The following is a 17,413-nucleotide window of genomic DNA, read 5'->3' as shown; positions in this document are numbered from 1 at the left end:
ATGCGATTTGTTAGTTGAAATCAGAACGCCGCGAGTCTCTGTGACACGCGGCGTTCCTGCTTGTGAAGTGGAGAGGCCGAAATCAGGCGATCAGCCAGCACGCGCCAAGCGCATAGCCGTCCATCATCTCGCCATTCGGGTTCTTGACGTAGCCGCCTATCTTGTTGGTGGCGGCCGCGTCGATGAACTGGTTGAAGAACGGCACGATCAGCCCGCCTTCATCGCGCATCAGCACCGCCATGTCGTGGTAGATCGCCTTGCGCTTGGCCTGGTCGAGCTCGGCGCGGGCGGTAAACAGCATCTTGTCGAACTCCGGCCGCTTGAAGCGGGTGTCGTTCCAGTCGGCGGTCGAGACGTAGCCGGTGGAATACATCTGGTCCTGCGTCGGCCGCCCGCCCCAGTAGGACAGCGAGAAGGGCTGCTTGTTCCAGACTTCCGACCAGTAGCCGTCGCCAGGCTCGCGCTTGATCTCGATTTTGATGCCGGCCTTGGCGCAGGACTGCTGGTAGAGCTGGGCGGCGTCGACCGCGCCCGGGAAGGCGACGTCGGAGGTGCGTAGCAGGACCGAGCCGCTATGGCCCGATTTCTTGTAGGCTGCCGCCGCCTTTTCCGGATCGAACTTGCGCTGCTCGATATCCGTCGAAAACAGCGGATAGGCCTCGTTGATCGGGAAGTCGTTACCGACCGAACCATAGCCGCGCAGGATCTTTTCCAGCATCTCGTCGCGGTCCATGGCGAGCTTCAGCGCCATCCTCAGATCATTGTTGTCGAAGGGAGCCGTGTCGCAGAACATGTTGAACGGATAGTAGCCCCGGCCCGACACGTTCTCGATGCTGACGCCGGGAATGCGCTTGACCAGATCCACAACTTTCGGCTCGACGCGGTTGATCAGCTGGACCTGGCCGCCCTGCAGCGCGGCGAGCCGCGCCGTCGCGTCGTTGATGACGACGATCTCGATCTGGTCGGCATGGCCCGTCTTGTCGCCTTGCCAGTAATTGGCGAAGCGCTCGCCGCCATGGCGCACGCCGGGCTGGTTGACGCTGACCTTGTACGGGCCGGCGCTGATGCCGGCATTCGGGTTGTCCTTGCCCCCATTCGGCTGGATGACGAGGTGGTAGTCGGCCATCAGATAGGGGAAGTCGGCGTCGGCGTCGCGCAGCGTGACGATCACCTCCTTGCCGCTCGGCTTGATCGTCTTGATGTTCTTCAGGACGCCGAGCGCGCCCGACTTGGATTTCTCGTCGGCATGGCGCTCGAGAGTGGCCGCGACATCCTCGGCGGTGACGGTCTTGCCGTCGTGGAATTCGATGCCGTCACGCACCTTGATCGTCCACGTCTTGGCGTCATCCGACGCGCCGATCTCCTCGGCGATGAGGTTTTCGACGCCGCCATCCGGCTTCAGGCGGACAAGGAACTCGCCCCATTGCTTGCAGAAATTGTAGGTCACCTGACTGAGGTTCAGTGCCGGATCGAGGCTGTTGGTCGATTCGCCGCCCTGCAGGCCCGCCTTGATGATGCCGCCTTTGACCGGCGTCTGCGCAAAGGCCTTGCCGGCCAGTACCGGCGCCAGTGCCGCCGACACGCCGAGCGCTGCCGCGCGGCCGAGAAAGTCGCGGCGCGATATCCCGCCCTTGCCGGCGAGATCAGCGAGATGGTCGAGTTCGTTCCGCATTTGCTACCCCTTTTCCTGACAGCGTCCCACGAGCACCGCCCGCTGGTGCCGATCCTCCCTGTTTCACGTTGCATCTGGATGACGGCCGCCATTCACCCTTGGCGCGGCCGCCTGGACCTTAATTCCCCGCACTCGCCATGCGCCGTCCCTTGATCGCCTTTTCCAGCCAGCCGATCTCCATTTCGGGAACGGAGGACAGGAGAAGATCGGTATAGGCGTCGAAGGGCGGCGTCAGCACCGTGCTCTTGGCGCCATAGCGCACCACCTCGCCGCGATACATCACCGCAATCGAATCGGCGATCGACTTCACCGTTGCAAGGTCATGGGTGATGAACAGATAGGCGACGCTCTCTTCCTTCTGCAGGTCGAGCAGCAGCTTCAAAATACCGTGGGCCACCAGCGGGTCGAGCGCAGAAGTCACCTCGTCGCAGATGATCAGTTTCGGCTTGGCGGCGAGCGAGCGGGCAATGCAGACGCGCTGCTTCTGGCCGCCGGACAGCTCCGCCGGATAGCGGTCGATGAAACCCTTGCCCATCTCGATCTTGTCGAGCAGGTCGGCGACGCGCCTGTCGCGCTCGCGGCCGCGTATGCCGAAATAGAATTCGAGCGGCCGCCCGATGATGGTGCCGACGGCCTGGCGCGGATTCATCGCCACGTCGGCCATCTGGTAAATCATCTGCAACTGGCGCAGATCCTCCTTCGGCCGGTCGGCAAGCTTGTTGGCAAGCGGCCTGCCGTCGAAAGTGACAGTGCCCTCTTCGGGCGGCAACAGCCCGGTGATGGCCCGCGCCAGCGTCGACTTGCCGGAGCCGGACTCGCCGACGACGGCCAGGGTCTGACCCGGATAGATATCGACGGAAACGTTCTTCAGCACCTTGATATGGCTGCGGCCATAGGCGGCGGTGACGTTCTTGACCGACAGGAATGGCGTCGTGCCGGGGTTCTGCTCCTGGTGTTCTATCTCGTGCACCGAGACCAGCGCATTGGTGTATTCCTGGCGCGGTTCCTTGATGATCTGGCGCGTGCCGCCCCATTCGACCAGCCGGCCGTGGCGCAGCACCATGATCTCGTCCGACACCTGGGCGACGACGGCAAGGTCGTGGGTGATGTAAAGGGCTGCCACATGGGTATCGCGGATGGCGTCCTTGATCGCCGCCAGAACGTCGATCTGCGTCGTCACGTCGAGCGCCGTGGTCGGCTCGTCGAAGACGATCAGATCGGGCTCCGAGCACAGCGCCATCGCCGTCATCACGCGCTGCAGCTGGCCGCCGGACACCTGATGCGGAAAGCGCTCGCCGATGCTTTCGGGATTGGGCAGGCTGAGTTTCTTGAACAGCGCGACGGCACGTTTTTCGGCCTCTGCCCGCGTCGCCGTGCCATGCAACAGCGTGGCTTCCACCACCTGGTCCATCAGCTTGTGCGCCGGGTTGAAGGCCGCCGCCGCCGATTGTGCGACATAGCAGACCTCGCGGCCGCGCAATTTGCGGAAACCCTCCTTGCCGCCCTTGAGGATGTCGCGGCCGTTCAGGATGACCTCGCCGCCGGTGATGCGCACGCCACCGCGGCCATAACCCATCGACGACAGGCCGATCGTCGATTTGCCGGCGCCGGACTCGCCGATCAGGCCAAGCACCTTGCCCTTCTCGAGTGTCAGCGAGACGTCGTGGACAAGCACGATGTTCTTTGGCGCTTCACCCGGCGGGAACACCGTGGCCTCGATGCGCAGATTGCGGATGTCGAGCAGGAGGCCGGATTTCGCTTTGTTGTCAGCCATCACCCGCGTCCTCCCTTCAGGCTTGTCGTGCGGTTGAGCACCCAGTCGGCGACCAGGTTGACCGAGATCGCCAGCGCGGCAATTGCCGCCGCCGGGATGAGGGCTGCCCCTATGCCGAAGACGATGCCGTCCTTGTTCTCCTTGACCATGCCGCCCCAGTCGGCGTCAGGCGGCTGTACGCCAAGGCCGAGGAAGGACAGGGTCGACAGGAACAGCACCGCATAGATGAAGCGCAGGCCGAGTTCCGAGACCAGCGGCGACAACGCATTGGGCAGGATCTCGCGGAAGATGATCCAGGCCTCGTTTTCGCCGCGCAGCTTGGCAGCCTCGACGTAATCCATGACGTTGATGTCGACGGCGACGGCGCGCGACAGGCGGTAGACGCGGGTCGAGTCGAGAATGCCCATGACCAGGATCAGCGTCACCAGATTGGTCGGCAGCACCGAGAGCACGACAAGAGCCATGATCAGCGTCGGGATCGACATCAGGAGATCGACGAGGCGCGACAAAAGCGTGTCGAACCAGCCGCCGAAAACCGCCGCCGAGAAGCCGAGGACGGCGCCGAGCGAGAACGACAGCGCGGTCGCCAGCACCGCGATGAACAGGGTGATGCGGGCGCCGTAGATCATGCGCGACAGCAGATCGCGCCCGAGATTGTCGGTGCCAAGCAAATGGGTCGCCGACATCGGTTCCCAGACGTCGCCAACGATTTCGCCATTGCCGTACGGCGCGATCAACGGCGCGAAGATCGCCGCCAGCACGAACAGCGCCGTCAGCACGATGCCGATCAGCGCGGGAATGGGGATGCGTTTGATATCGAGCATGCCCGCTCCCTCACTTCGGATGTCTGAGGCGCGGATTGGCGATGATGGCCGCTATGTCCGCAATGATGTTCAGGCTGATATAGACGGCGGCAAAGATCAGGCCGACCGCCTGCACCACCGGTACGTCGCGCTTGGTGACGTGGTCGACGAGATACTGCCCCATGCCCGGATAGACGAAGATCACCTCGACCACGACGACGCCGACGATCAAATAGGCGAGGTTGAGCATGACGACGTTGATGATTGGCGCAATGGCGTTGGGAAAGGCATGCTTGCGGATGACATTGAAGGCCGAAAGCCCCTTCAGTTCCGCCGTCTCGACATAGGCCGACTGCATGACGTTGAGGATCGCGGCGCGCGTCATGCGCATCATATGGGCAAGCACCACCAGCGTCAGCGCTGTCGCCGGCAGCGCGATCGCCTGCATGCGCTCGCCGAAGGGCATGCCGTCATAGACGGTCGAGATGCCGGGGAAGATCTGCCACTTCACCGCGAAGAAATAGACGAGCACATAACCGATGAAGAATTCGGGAAACGAGGTCGAGGCGAGCGCCAGGCCGGAGATCAGCTTGTCGACCCAGCCATTGCGGTAGCGCACCGCGATCAATCCCAGGATGATCGCCAGCGGCACGGCCACGATTGCCGCCCAGAAGGCGAGGAACAGGGTGTTCCAGAGCCGTCCCTTGATCGATGTCGCAATGTCCTGCCCGCTCGACATCGCGGTGCCGAGATCGCCGGTCAGCACGCCACCGAGCCATTGGAAATACCTGATATAGGCAGGCTGGTTGAGGCCGAGCTGCTCGCGCAGATTGGCGAGCGACTCCGGTGTCGCCGACTGTCCGAGAATGGCTTGCGCGACGTCGCCCGGCAGGATCTGGGTACCGGCGAAAATCAGGACCGAAACGGCCAACAGGAGAAGGATGCCCAGCGCAACGCGCTGGGCCACCAGTTTCACGATGGGTGAGGACATATCCGCAAGGCCAGGCTCAGGCTTCGAGCCAGCACTTCGCCAAAGCGTAGCCGTTCATCAGTTCCTGATGCGGGTCGTTGACCCAGCCGCCGACCTTGGCACCCGTCGCGTCGATGAACTGGTTGAACATCGGCAGGATGAGGCCGCCCTCGTCGCGCACCATGACAGCCATGTCGTGATACATCTGCTTGCGCTTGGTCTCATCGAGCTCGGCGCGCGCCGCCAGCACCATCTTGTCGAAGTCCGGGCGCTTGAAACGCGTGTCGTTCCAGTCGGCCGTCGACAGATAGGCGGTCGAATACATCTGGTCCTGCGTGGAGCGGCCGCCCCAATAAGAGGCGGAGAAGGGCTGCTTGTTCCAGACCTCGTTCCAGTAACCGTCGCCGGGCTCGCGCTTGAGCTCGATCTTGATGCCGGCCTTGGCCGCGCTCTGCTGGAAGAGCTGGGAGGCGTCGACGGCGCCCGGGAAGGCGACGTCCGAGGTCCTGAGCAGCACGCTGCCGTCGTAACCCGACTTCTTGAAATGGAACTTGGCCTTGTCGGGGTCGTATTTGCGCTGCTCGATCTCAGTGAACAGCGGATAGGACGCGTTGATCGGGAAGTCGTTGCCGAGCGAGCCGTAGCCGCGCAGGATCTTGTCCAGCATCTCCTCGCGGTCGATCGCCAGCTTCAGCGCCATGCGCAGGTCGTTGTTGTCGAACGGCGCCGTGTTGCAATGCATGATGAACACGTAGTGGCCGGGACCGGCATGGTTGCGGATGGTGACACCGGGCAGGCGCTTGATCAGGTCGACGATCTTCGGCTCGACGCGGTTGATCATGTTGACCTGGCCGCCCTGCAGGGCTGACGTGCGCGCCGTGGCATCGTTGATGACGATGACCTCGATCTGGTCGGCATGGCCCATCTTGTCGCCCTGCCAATAATTGGCGAAACGCTCGCCGCCATGGCGAACACCAGGCTCGTTGGTCACGACCTTGTACGGGCCGGCGCCGATGCCGGCATCGGGCTTGTCCTTGCCGCCGTTCGGCTGGACGATCAGGTGGTAGTCGGTGAGCAGGTAGGGAAGGTCGGCGTTCGCCTCCTTCAAGGTTAGCACGACTTCCTTGCCGCTGGCCTTGATGGTCTCGATGCCCTTCATGTAGCCGAGCGCGCCGGACTTCGACTTCTCGTCGGAATGGCGTTCGAGCGTGGCGGCCACGTCCTCGGCTGTCACCGTCTTGCCATTGTGGAATTCGACGCCGTCGCGGATCTTCAGCGTCCACACCTTGGCGTCGTCCGACGAGCCGATCTCCTCGGCGATGCGGCTCTCGATCTTGCCCTCGGGCGAGAGCTCGACGATCATTTCGCCCCAGCACTTGCCGAAGGCGAACGGCACCTGCGTCATCATCAGCGCCGGGTCGAGGCTGTTGGTGGATTCGCCGCCGACAAGGCCGGCCTTCAGCGTGCCGCCCTTGACCGGACCGGCGGCGCGGGCTGCGCTTGAAAGCAGCGAGTTGGCGAAGGCTGCGGTGACGCCGAGCGCTGCCGCCCGGCCGAGAAAATCACGACGGCTGAGTTTGCCGAACGCGACGCGCCTGCTGAGATATTCCAGTTCATTGGACATGTTTGAGTTCCTCACTCTGTTGGTACGACCTTACGGTCGTTTTTCTTGTTTCTTGTGAGGAGAATAATGACCGCAAGGGAAAGCGGTAAGCAAGACCGAATGCGACATGCCGTGGCGTAAATCGTACGTCGCAATTGGACCAATCCGATAAGCGCTCAGACAAGGGAGCGGGGGATTTTCTCCTCGAAATCGCGCTCGAAAACCAGGATTTCGCCCTCATAGGCCTCGATTCTGGCCGTAACCACGAAGTTTTGCGCATCGGAGCGCATTTCGGCCGATGTTTCGGTGCGCACCGACCATCCATTTCGCGACAGGGTTTGCGTCCAGTGGGTCTTGCCCGATGCTGACAAGGGATCGTCAGGATGGATTGTCCAGGTCTCGCGGGCGATGCTGCCATTGGCAAGGCCGTGGGCGAGATCGCGCACTTCGCCGAAATCGTCTGTTATGGAGAGCGTGACGGTGCCGGTCTTCTCGTCGCGATCGACATGACGCTCGGAATTTGCGGGTCGAACCGTCTCGGTTGCCCAGGGCGAAGCACCTTCGGGGGCGAGGAAACTGATTTCGTCGCCCTTCGCCAACGGGCGCAGCGGCAGCATCAGCGTCGCCGCCGACAGGTCGAGGCGTGCAGGCTCGGGCGAGGGCCAGATCATCGGCCAATAGGCGTTGGAGACGGCAATGCGCAGGCGATGGCCGGCAGGCACGCGGTAGGCGCACTGGTCGAGCACGATCCGCGCCGAAACCGTCTCGTCCGGCACCAGCGCCTGCGGAAATTCATGCGAGTTGCGATGCGTCAGGTTGAGCACGCCGTAGGAGATCAGCTCGGAGGCGCCGTCCGGGTGCACGTCGCACAGCCGCACCGCGATATTCGCCTGGCGCCGGTCGGAGGCAGCCCTGATAAGAACCTCCGGCGCGCCTAAAATGTCTATCGCCTCGGTGAGCGCCGGCTGGTCGAAACACACCGACAGCGCATCGTCGGGGCGCTGGTCGCCGGGCAGTTCCGGGCCGAAGGTGAAGGGGAAATATTCGCCGCCGGCAAGACCGCAACTCTGCGGCGAAGCGACGATGGCCGGTCTGTTGCCTTCGGGGATCAGCTCGATCGTCTGCGTCTTGATGTCGGACGACGGCCATTCCTGTTCCGCGACCCAGCGGCCCGACCGTTCCGGGTGCCAGCGCGCCGGGCGCACGCTGTCCATCACATAGGCACGATAGGCCGGGTCGGCCTCGACGCCGGTGTCGATGCCCTTCAGCCAGCGGTCCCACCAGCGCAAGGCTTCCTGCAGGAAACCGATGGCGGGCTTGGGTGCCGCGTAATGCGGGTATTTGTGGATCCAGGGGCCGACGATGCCCTTGACCGGCGCTTCGATGTTGGTCGCGAGATGGGAAATCGTGTTGCGGTAGCCGTCATGCCAGCCGCCGATCGACAGTACCGCAGCCTTGACGGCGGAAAAATCCTCGCAGATCGAGCCGCGCTTCCAATAGGCGTCGCGATGCTGGTGCTTCAGCCACAGCGGCGCCAGGAAGGTCTGGTTCTCCAGCCGGGTCAGCCACAAATCGCGCCACCTATTGTCTCCGGCGAGCAACGGGTCCGGCGGCCGCGACGAATAGGAGAGCATCGTCGAGGCCCAGCCGAAATTCTCGATCAACAGGCAGCCGCCCTTGTAGTGGATGTCGTCGGCATAACGGTCGACGGTCGAGCAGATGCTGATCACCGCCTTCAGCGCCGGCGGCTGCCTGGCCGCCACCTGCAGGCAGTTGAAGCCGCCCCAGGAAATGCCCATCATGCCGACATTGCCGTTGCACCAGAGCTGCGATGCCGCCCAGGCGATGACATCGCAGGCGTCCTGCAATTCCTGCTCGGAATATTCGTCGTCCATCAGCCCTTCGGAATCGCCATTGCCGCGCATGTCGACGCGGATCGAAGCGTAACCGTGGCCGGCGAAATAGGGATGCGTCAGCTGATCGCGAAAGATCGTGCCGTCGCGCTTGCGGTAGGGCAGATGTTCGAGGATGACCGGCACCGGATCGTCGCCGGCGTCTTCCGGCATCCACACCCGCGCCGACAGCCGGCAGCCATCCGGCATGACGATGCCCATGTCAGGGAATTCGACGACCTTGCGGGGAAATTCGGTGACGGTTTTCATGGCAGGCACATGATGGAGCGCGCGCCGTTGCGTCATGGGCCAGCCGGCGAAATCGGCTGGTCAATCCGCGTCAATTCAGCGGAATGTCGTTCTCGGCCTTGCTTGCCTGATAGGCGCCGGACAGCTCGTCGTAGCGAGCGGAGATCTTGCCGATGCGCGCTTCCAGCCGCTGGCGCTCGGCTTCCGGCAGCGCCCGCACCAGCTTGCGGATGGAAAAACTCTTCCAATAGGCGTTTTCGGCATTGTAGCCGCCTGGGTCGAGGGTGAAGACCTCCTTCAGGATCTTCAAATCATGCGGGATGGCGAAGCTGTCGCGAGAGTCCTCGTGACTGAACAGATAGTAGAAATTGTCAAAGCCGGTCCAGGTGATCGCCGACAGGCAGAGTGAGCAAGGCTCGTGCGTGGCGAGAAAGATGGCGTCCTTCGTATCGACGCGCTCGGCCTTGGGCATCTCATAAAAGCGCTTCAGGCAGTGCACTTCGCCATGCCAGAGCGGGTTTTCGATCTCGTTGTTGGTTTCGGCCAGCACCAGCGAGCGGTCGTCCTTGCTCAGGATCGCCGCGCCGAACAGCTTGTTGCCATGGGCGACGCCTGCTTCCGTCTTCGGCACGATGTCGTGCTCGATCACGTCCAGCAGGCGGTCGATCAGCGATATGTCGGTCACTATGCAATCCTGTCAGGAAGATGGATCTCGTAAGGGTGCGAGAAATGGCACTCCTCGAGATTAGAGCCGTCGCCGCCACGGTCGACGATCAGGAAGTCCTGAGCCTCGCCGATCGGCGTCAGCACGCCGTGCCAGAGGTTGCGCCGATAGTTGATGCCTTGCCCTGGAGCGGTGATGAAGGCGTGCGGCTCGCCGGGGCCGTCCTTGCCGTCATGGCAGACGACGACCAGGAACGGCCGCGGCGACAGCGGGATGAAAGCCTGGCTGCCGAACGGATGGCGCTCGACCATGGTCAGCTTCAGCGGCAATTCGCAGGGCGTGCCTCGCACCATGGAGATCAGCACGCGCGCATTCGGCCCCTGGGCTTCCGCGGTGGCAAGCCCGTGGTAACGCTCGGCCTTGCCGCCATTGATCGGGTAGTGATTGTCGCCGCCCATGTCGATGACGTCGCCGAATTCGGCGAAGCTCTCGCGGGTCAGCGGCCGGGCGGTGATGCGGGTCACCGCGCTTGACCCCCGACACCAGCCCCGCCGAGCTTGGCGTGCCGGTTGACGTCCTTGTAGAGCAGATAGCGGAATTTGCCCGGGCCGCCGGCATAGCAAGCCTGCGGGCAGAAGGCGCGCAGCCACATATAGTCGCCGGCCTCGACCTCGACCCAGTCCTGGTTGAGGCGGTAGACCGCCTTGCCTTCAAGCACATAGAGGCCGTGCTCCATGACGTGGGTTTCGGCGAAGGGGATGACGGCGCCCGGCTCCAGCGTGACGATGGTGACATGCATGTCGTGGCGCATGTCTTCAGGATCGACGAAGCGTGTCGTCGCCCAGCGCCCCTCGGTGCCGGGCATCGGGCCCGGCGCAACGTCCTGTTCGCTGGTGAAGAAGGCTTGCGGCGTATCGAGGCCCTCGACCGCCTCATAGGCTTTTCGGACCCAGTGGAAGCGCACAGCCGCCCCGCTTTCGTTGCGGACGGTCCAGCCGCTGGCCGGCGGCAGGAAGGCAAAGCCGCCCGGCCTAAGCAGATGTTTTTTGCCGGCCAGCGAAACGCTGAGCTCGCCCTCGACCACGAACAGCACGGCTTCGGCGCTGGCATCAGGTTCCGGCCGCTCGCTGCCGCCGCCTGGCGCCACCTCGACGATATATTGCGAGAACGTCTCGGCAAAGCCCGATAGCGGCCGCGACAGCACCCAGACTCGCGTCTTGTCCCAGAATGGCAGGGCGCTGGTGACGATGTCCTGCATCACCCCCCTGGGAATGACGGCATAGGCCTCGGTGAAAACGGCGCGGCCGGTCAACAGCTCGCTCTGGCCGGGATGGCCGCCATGCGGCGCATAATAGGTTCGCTCGGGCATCCTAATCGTATCCATGGGTTTCAAACCTATTGCGGCAGCATGTCTCTCAGCCGAAGCAGCGCGATGCGCTCGACCTGTTTGCAGGCGGTGTCGAATTCGGCGCCGCGGCTGTTGCCGATGCGCGTCTCGAATTCCGCCAGGATCTCTTGCCTGGTCTTGCCCTTCACCGCGATGATGAAGGGAAAGCCGAAAGTGGTGACGTAGGCGGCGTTGAGCTTGGAAAACAGCTCGCGCTCCCTGTCGGTCAGCGCGTCGAGCCCGGCGGAAGCCTGCTCTTTCGCCGACTCTGCCGTCAGCCGCTTGGCCTTTGCCAGTTTGCCGGCAAGGTCGGGATGGGCGTTGAGCACGGACAGCCGCTCGGCCTCTGTCGCCGCGCGGAAGACCCGGCAGAGCGCATTGTGCAGGCCGCCGGCACTGTCATGCGCCGCGCCGAGTTCCAATTCATGGGCGCGCTCGGCAATCCAGGGCGAATGTTCGAACACGCCACCGAAAGCGTGGACGAAGGCCTCGAATTCCATTTTTGAAGGACGTAGTGCCGGCGGCTTGTACGGATGCGTCTCACGCCAATGCCTGGCGATGTCGATGCGTCGCGCCAGCCAGACCTTGTCATGCGACTTGACGTAGTCGACGAAGCGCTTCAGCGCCGCGACCCGGCCCGGCCGGCCGACGAGCCGGCAGTGCAGGCCGATATTCATCATGCGCGGCCGCCCATCTTTGCCCTCGGCATAGAGCGTGTCGAAACTGTCCTTCAGATAGGCAAAGAACTGGTCGCCGGAGTTGAAGCCTTGCGGCGTGGCGAAACGCATGTCGTTGGCGTCGAGCGTATAGGGGATGATGAGCTGCGGCTTTTCGGCTCCGTCATGCTCGAGCCAGTAGGGCAGCTCATCGTCATAGGTGTCCGACACATAGTCGAAGCCGCCCTCCTCGGCCACCAGCCGCACAGTGTTGACCGAGGTGCGGCCGGTGTACCAGCCGGTCGGCCGCGCGCCGGTCACCTCGTAGTGCAGCTTGATCGCCTCTTCGAGGTCGCGGCGCTCGTCTTCCGGCGCATGGTCTCGGTAGTCGATCCATTTCAGCCCGTGAGAAGCGATCTCCCAGCCGGCCTCCTGCATCGCCGTCACCTGGTCGGGCGAGCGTGCCAGTGCGGTGGCGACGCCGTAGCAGGTCACCGGCACTTGCGTCTCGGTGAACAGCCGGTGCAGCCGCCAGAAACCGGCGCGGGCGCCATATTCGTAGATCGATTCCATGTTCCAGTGGCGCTGGCCGGGCCAGGGTGCGGCACCGACGATCTCGGACAGGAACGCTTCCGACGCCTTGTCGCCATGCAGCACGCAGTTCTCGCCGCCTTCCTCGTAGTTGACGACGAACTGCACCGCAACATACGCGCCGCCGGGCCATTCCGGATCGGGCGGATTGGCTCCGTAGCCGCGCATGTCCCGTTCGTAACGCATTGTCACTCCTGCCGGATGGTTGAGGTGAAGATATCGAAAGGAGCGCCCGCGCATTCCCCCGAAAATTTTTGAAAGTGCTTTTTGCCGCGATCCGCTCGACCGGGACTTATGCATGGCCTTTAATGGGCGCACAATTCATCACTATGTTCGATTGTACCGGGCCAATTCGTTCATATCGAAAAACAGGAGACGGCTAGGTGGCAGAAACGTCGAAAGCCGATGGCGGGCGTCTGACGACCCATGTCCTCGACACCGCGACCGGCCGACCGGCGGCGGGCCTGTCGATTGCGCTTTACCGTCTCGATGGCGACACGCGCACGCATCTGAAGACGGTGGTCACCAATAATGACGGTCGCTGCGACGCGCCTCTGCTTGCCGGCGCCGACTTCCACGCTGGTGAATACGAACTGGTCTTTGCCGCCGGCGACTATCTGCGCCGGCAGGCAACAAAACTGCCGGAACCGGCCTTTCTCGACAGGGTGCCGATCCGCTTCGGCATGGCCGAACCGGTGCACTATCATGTGCCGTTGCTGATCTCGCCCTACGGCTATTCGACCTACAGGGGGAGTTGAGCCATGGCCAAAGTCAGAACCCGCAACGAAATCCGCTTCATCCTGAACGGCGAGGATGTGGCGCTGACGACTGTCGCGGTCGACGCGACCTTGCTTGACTGGCTCAGGCTCAACCGTTCGCTGCGCGGCACCAAGGAGGGCTGCGCCGAGGGCGATTGCGGCGCCTGCACCGTACTGGTCGGGCGGCTTTCCGCCGGCAGGCTGGTCTATGAAAGCGTCAATGCCTGCATCCGCTTCCTCGGCTCGCTCGACGGAACGCACGTCGTCACCGTCGAGCATCTGCGCGGCGATGGTGAAAAACTGCATCCCGTGCAGCAGGCGATGGTCGATTTCCACGGCTCGCAATGCGGTTTCTGCACGCCGGGCTTCGTCATGTCGCTTTATGCTCTGTGGATGCGCTCGCCCGAGCCGTCGGACGCGGCCATAGAGAAGGCTTTGCAGGGCAATCTCTGCCGGTGCACCGGCTATGAGGCGATTGTACGGGCCGCACGCGCCATCTCCAGCTACGGCAAGGCGGCTAAGGATCCGTTGGCGGCGGAACGCAAGGCGATCACCATCAGGCTTTCGGCGATGAAGGATGGTTCGCGCGTCGAGATCGGCGTCGGCAAGCAGCGGCTGGTTGTGCCGGCCAACGCCGACGATCTGGCAAGCGTGCTCGACAAGGAGCCAAGCGCCACCATCGTTGCCGGCTCGACCGATGTCGGCCTGTGGGTCACCAAGCATATGCGCGACATCGCGCCGGCAGTCTTCATAGGCAATCTCGACGGTCTGTGCACGATTTCCGAGGATAAGGGCGTGATTTCGATCGGCGCCGGGGTCACCTATAGCGACGCCTTCGCGCTGCTGTCGAAGCGCATTCCGACGCTCGGGCCATTGTTCGACCGCCTCGGCGCCGAGCAGGTGCGCAACATGGGCACGATCGGCGGCAACATAGCCAACGGCTCGCCGATCGGCGACACCCCGCCGCCGCTCATCGCGCTGGGTGCACAACTCACGCTGCGCCGAGGCAAGAAGTGGCGCACGATTGCGTTGGAAGACTTCTTCATCGCCTATGGCAAGCAGGATCGGCTATCAGGCGAATTCGTCGAGGCCGTGCACGTGCCGGTGCCGGCCAAGGGCACAAAGTTTGCCGTCTACAAGATCACCAAGCGCCGCGACGAGGACATCACCGCAGTCCTCGGCGCCTTCTATTTGACGCTCGCCAGGGACGGCAGCGTGGTCGATATCCGCATCGCCTATGGCGGCATGGCGGCAACGCCGAAGCGGGCTTTCAGGGTCGAGAAGGCACTGCTCGGCAAGCCTTGGACGGAAGCCAGTGTAGAGGCTGCGATGGCCGAATACGTCAGCGATTTCACACCGCTGACCGATATGCGGGCAAGCGCTGAATACCGGGCGCTGGCGGCGAGGAACCTGTTGCTGCGTTTCTTCGCCGAAAGCAGCGGCACCAAGGCGCCGATCCAGGTGACGCGGTACGAGGCAGCGTGATGTACATCAACGCCAGCGAACAAACAGCCGAACTGTCGCGAATAGCGTCCTTCTCCCCGCTCACGGGGAGAAGATGCCGGCAGGCAGATGAGGGGCGGCGCCGTCGTCGATCGTTGTCTGCGAGGTCGTCAACGTCATTGCTTCCCCTCATCCGACCCTTCGGGCCACCTTCTCCCCGTGAACGGGGAGAAGGGAAAGGAGGCTGAATGACCAAACATGCCCCCAACCTCAAGGCGCAGAAGATCAAGGGCGGCGTCGCCACCGACCAGCGCCACGATTCCGCGCACAAGCATGTCAGCGGCACGGCTATATATATCGACGACATGCCGGAGCCGGCAGGCACGCTGCATGGCTGCCTCGGACTTTCCATTGCCACGCATGCCACCATCACGAAGATGGACCTTTCGGCGGTGCGCGCCGCACCCGGCGTCGTCGACGTGCTGACGGCCAGGGACGTGCCCGGCGAGAACGACATTTCGCCGACCGGCCGTCACGACGAGCCGGTGCTTGCAGACGGCAAGGTTCAGTTTTACGGCCAGCCGATCTTCTGCGTCATCGCCGAGACGCGCGAACTGGCGCGCCGCGCCACCAGGCTGGCCAAGGTCGAGTACAAGGAATTGCCTTTCGTCACCGACATCGGCGAACTCGATCCCCGCAAGGACAAGCTGGTCACGCCGCCTCTGACCCTCAAGCGCGGCGATGCCGCCGCCGCGATCAAGGCGGCACCGCGCCGGCTCCAGGGGCAGATGCGCGTCGGCGGCCAGGAGCATTTCTATCTCGAAGGCCATATCGCCATGGCCATTCCCGGCGAGGACCAGGATGTCACCATCTATTCCTCGACCCAGCATCCGAGCGAAGTCCAGCATATGGTCAGCCACGCGCTCGGCGTGCCGAGCAATGCCATCACCGTGGAAATCCGCCGCATGGGCGGCGGCTTTGGGGGCAAGGAGACACAAGGCAACCAGTTCGCCGCGCTCGCGGCAATCGCTGCGAAGCGGCACCATCGCGCGGTCAAAATCCGCCCCGACCGCGACGACGACATGATCGCCACCGGCAAGCGTCATGACTTTCTCGTCGACTACGAAGTCGGCTTCGACGATGAGGGCAACATCCTTGGCGTCGACTTCATGTTCGCGGCGCGCTGCGGCTTCTCGTCGGACCTGTCCGGCCCGGTCACCGACCGCGCTCTGTTCCATTGCGACAACACCTATTTCTGGCCGGCGGTGCATGCACAGTCGGCGCCGCTCTACACCAACACCGTGTCGAACACCGCCTTTCGTGGTTTCGGCGGCCCGCAAGGCATGGTCGGCGCCGAGCGTGTCATCGACGAGGTCGCCTTTGCCGTCGGCAAGGATCCGCTCGAAATCCGCAAGCAGAATTTTTATGGCACCTCAGACCGCAACATCACGCCCTATCACCAGACGGTGGAGGATAACATCATCCATCGCATCGTCGCCGAACTGGAGGCGGGTTCCAACTACGCACGCCGCCGCCGCACCATCGAAGCCTTCAACGCCAACAGCCGCTTCGTCAAGCGCGGCCTGGCGCTGACGCCGGTCAAGTTCGGCATCTCCTTCACCGCCACGCATTACAACCAGGCCGGCGCGCTGGTGCATGTCTACACAGACGGTTCGGTGCATCTGAACCATGGCGGCACCGAGATGGGGCAGGGCCTCTATCTCAAGGTCGCGCAAGTGGTGGCCGAAGAGTTCCAGATCGATCTCGACCAGGTCAAGATCACCGCAACGACGACCGGCAAGGTGCCGAACACCTCGGCCACCGCTGCCTCCTCCGGTTCCGACCTCAATGGCATGGCGGCGCAGAACGGCGCCCGCCAGATCAAGGACCGGCTGACCGATTTCGCCGCCGAAAAATACCAGGTGCCGCGCGATCAGGTGCTGTTCCTGCCCAACCGGGTGCGCATCGGCAATCAGGAGATCGCCTTCGCCGACCTCGTCAAACAGGCCTATATGGCCCGTATCCAGCTTTCGGCGGCGGGTTTCTACAAGACGCCGAAAATCCACTGGAACCGCGACAAGGGCCAGGGCCGTCCCTTCTATTATTTCGCCTATGGCGCCTCCTGCTCGGAAGTCTCGGTCGACACGCTGACCGGCGAATATGTGGTCGAGCGCACCGATATCCTGCACGAGACCGGCCGCTCGCTGAACCGCGCCATCGACCTCGGCCAGATCGAGGGCGGCTTCATCCAGGGCATGGGCTGGCTGACGACCGAGGAATTGTGGTGGGACGCCAAGGGCCGGCTGCGCACCCATGCGCCGTCGACCTACAAAATCCCCCTGGCCTCCGACCGGCCGAAGATCTTCAACGTCACGCTGGCCGACTGGCCGGAAGCGAGCGAGCCGACGGTGCATCGCTCCAAGGCCGTCGGCGAGCCGCCCTTCCCGCTCGGCATGTCGGTGCTGCATGCGCTGTCGGATGCGGTGGCGAGCGTTGCCGGTCACCAGGTCTGCCCGCGCCTCGATGCACCGGCGACGCCGGAGCGCGTGCTGATGGCGATCGAGCGGCTGAAGCGGGAGGCCAAGACTAGGGACTGAATCGGCCAAACCGTGCAAAACCGGTCGACAAAGCCTATATTTCCCCTTCGGAAACGTGAGCCATGAACTCGAAAGTGCAAAGCCTGAAAGACTTCCTTGCTGGGCAAGGCCGCATTGCGCTGGTCGAGGTCGCCGGCACAAAGGGCTCGACGCCGCGCGAGAAGGGCGCCTTCATGCTGGTCTCGGCATCGGCGATATCGGGCACGATCGGCGGCGGCCAGCTCGAATACATGGCCATCGACAAGGCGCGCCAGCTGCTGGTTCGATCTGCCTCTTCAAGTTTCAGTTCTCCAGAAATTGCCAATGTCGACGCTGCCCCTCATCCCCCTGCCGGGACCCTCTCCCCGTATAATG

At 63.4% G+C, this 17,413-nt stretch carries 14 protein-coding genes; 4 read left to right on the top strand and 10 right to left on the bottom strand.

What is annotated here, in order from left to right:
- Positions 1 to 82: 82 nt before the first annotated feature.
- From MESS2_RS03515 to puuE, 10 genes are all read right to left on the bottom strand, one after another.
- Entirely contained in the window at positions 83 to 1,672 is a 1,590-nt protein-coding gene (locus tag MESS2_RS03515) for an ABC transporter substrate-binding protein (RefSeq protein WP_008872696.1), read from the bottom strand.
- A gap of 118 nt (positions 1,673 to 1,790) precedes the next feature.
- The gene (locus tag MESS2_RS03510) at positions 1,791 to 3,446 is read right to left on the bottom strand and encodes an ABC transporter ATP-binding protein (protein ID WP_008872695.1); all 1,656 of its coding nucleotides are present in this window, start codon (positions 3,444 to 3,446) and stop codon (positions 1,791 to 1,793) included.
- Entirely contained in the window at positions 3,446 to 4,270 is an 825-nt protein-coding gene (locus MESS2_RS03505; protein ID WP_008872694.1) for an ABC transporter permease, read from the bottom strand. Before MESS2_RS03505 ends, MESS2_RS03510 begins: the two co-directional genes overlap by 1 nt.
- 10 nt (positions 4,271 to 4,280) lie before the next feature.
- Complete coding sequence (locus tag MESS2_RS03500; RefSeq protein ID WP_008872693.1) at positions 4,281 to 5,240, bottom strand: ABC transporter permease; 960 nt, start codon at positions 5,238 to 5,240, stop codon at positions 4,281 to 4,283.
- Positions 5,241 to 5,256: 16 nt separating this feature from the next.
- Entirely contained in the window at positions 5,257 to 6,843 is a 1,587-nt protein-coding gene (locus MESS2_RS03495; RefSeq protein ID WP_008872692.1) for an ABC transporter substrate-binding protein, read from the bottom strand.
- A gap of 155 nt (positions 6,844 to 6,998) precedes the next feature.
- A complete protein-coding gene (locus MESS2_RS03490; RefSeq protein WP_040592001.1) occupies positions 6,999 to 8,984 on the bottom strand; it encodes a CocE/NonD family hydrolase in 1,986 nt (661 codons plus the stop codon).
- A 70-nt stretch (positions 8,985 to 9,054) separates the two neighbouring features.
- The gene (locus MESS2_RS03485; RefSeq protein ID WP_008872690.1) at positions 9,055 to 9,648 is read right to left on the bottom strand and encodes a nucleoside deaminase; all 594 of its coding nucleotides are present in this window, start codon (positions 9,646 to 9,648) and stop codon (positions 9,055 to 9,057) included.
- Positions 9,648 to 10,151 carry an ureidoglycolate lyase gene (locus tag MESS2_RS03480; RefSeq protein ID WP_008872689.1) on the bottom strand — a complete coding sequence of 168 codons (504 nt, stop codon included), beginning with the start codon at positions 10,149 to 10,151 and terminating at the stop codon, positions 9,648 to 9,650. The genes MESS2_RS03485 and MESS2_RS03480 overlap by 1 nt, the downstream gene beginning before the upstream one ends.
- On the bottom strand, positions 10,148 to 11,011 hold the full coding sequence (locus MESS2_RS03475; RefSeq protein WP_040591994.1) for a bifunctional allantoicase/(S)-ureidoglycine aminohydrolase: 864 nt from the start codon (positions 11,009 to 11,011) through the stop codon (positions 10,148 to 10,150). The genes MESS2_RS03480 and MESS2_RS03475 overlap by 4 nt, the downstream gene beginning before the upstream one ends.
- 11 nt (positions 11,012 to 11,022) lie before the next feature.
- Complete coding sequence (gene puuE / locus MESS2_RS03470) at positions 11,023 to 12,447, bottom strand: allantoinase PuuE (protein ID WP_008872687.1); 1,425 nt, start codon at positions 12,445 to 12,447, stop codon at positions 11,023 to 11,025.
- Between the two features lie 197 nt (positions 12,448 to 12,644).
- Between puuE and uraH the strand changes: the two genes are divergently transcribed.
- From uraH to MESS2_RS03450, 4 genes are all read left to right on the top strand, one after another.
- Positions 12,645 to 13,019: a hydroxyisourate hydrolase gene (uraH, locus tag MESS2_RS03465; RefSeq protein ID WP_008872686.1), complete on the top strand. Its 375-nt coding sequence runs from the start codon at positions 12,645 to 12,647 to the stop codon at positions 13,017 to 13,019.
- Between the two features lie 3 nt (positions 13,020 to 13,022).
- Complete coding sequence (gene xdhA / locus MESS2_RS03460) at positions 13,023 to 14,504, top strand: xanthine dehydrogenase small subunit (protein ID WP_008872685.1); 1,482 nt, start codon at positions 13,023 to 13,025, stop codon at positions 14,502 to 14,504.
- 206 nt (positions 14,505 to 14,710) lie between these two features.
- The gene (gene xdhB, locus MESS2_RS03455) at positions 14,711 to 17,059 is read left to right on the top strand and encodes a xanthine dehydrogenase molybdopterin binding subunit (RefSeq protein ID WP_008872684.1); all 2,349 of its coding nucleotides are present in this window, start codon (positions 14,711 to 14,713) and stop codon (positions 17,057 to 17,059) included.
- A 62-nt stretch (positions 17,060 to 17,121) separates the two neighbouring features.
- On the top strand, positions 17,122 to 17,413 hold a 292-nt coding region (locus MESS2_RS03450), incomplete at its 3' end, for an XdhC family protein (protein WP_040591992.1).

The sequence above is a fragment of the Mesorhizobium metallidurans STM 2683 genome (assembly GCF_000350085.1).
In the GTDB taxonomy this organism is placed as follows: domain Bacteria; phylum Pseudomonadota; class Alphaproteobacteria; order Rhizobiales; family Rhizobiaceae; genus Mesorhizobium; species Mesorhizobium metallidurans.
This window is presented reverse-complemented; position numbering and strand designations above follow the sequence as displayed.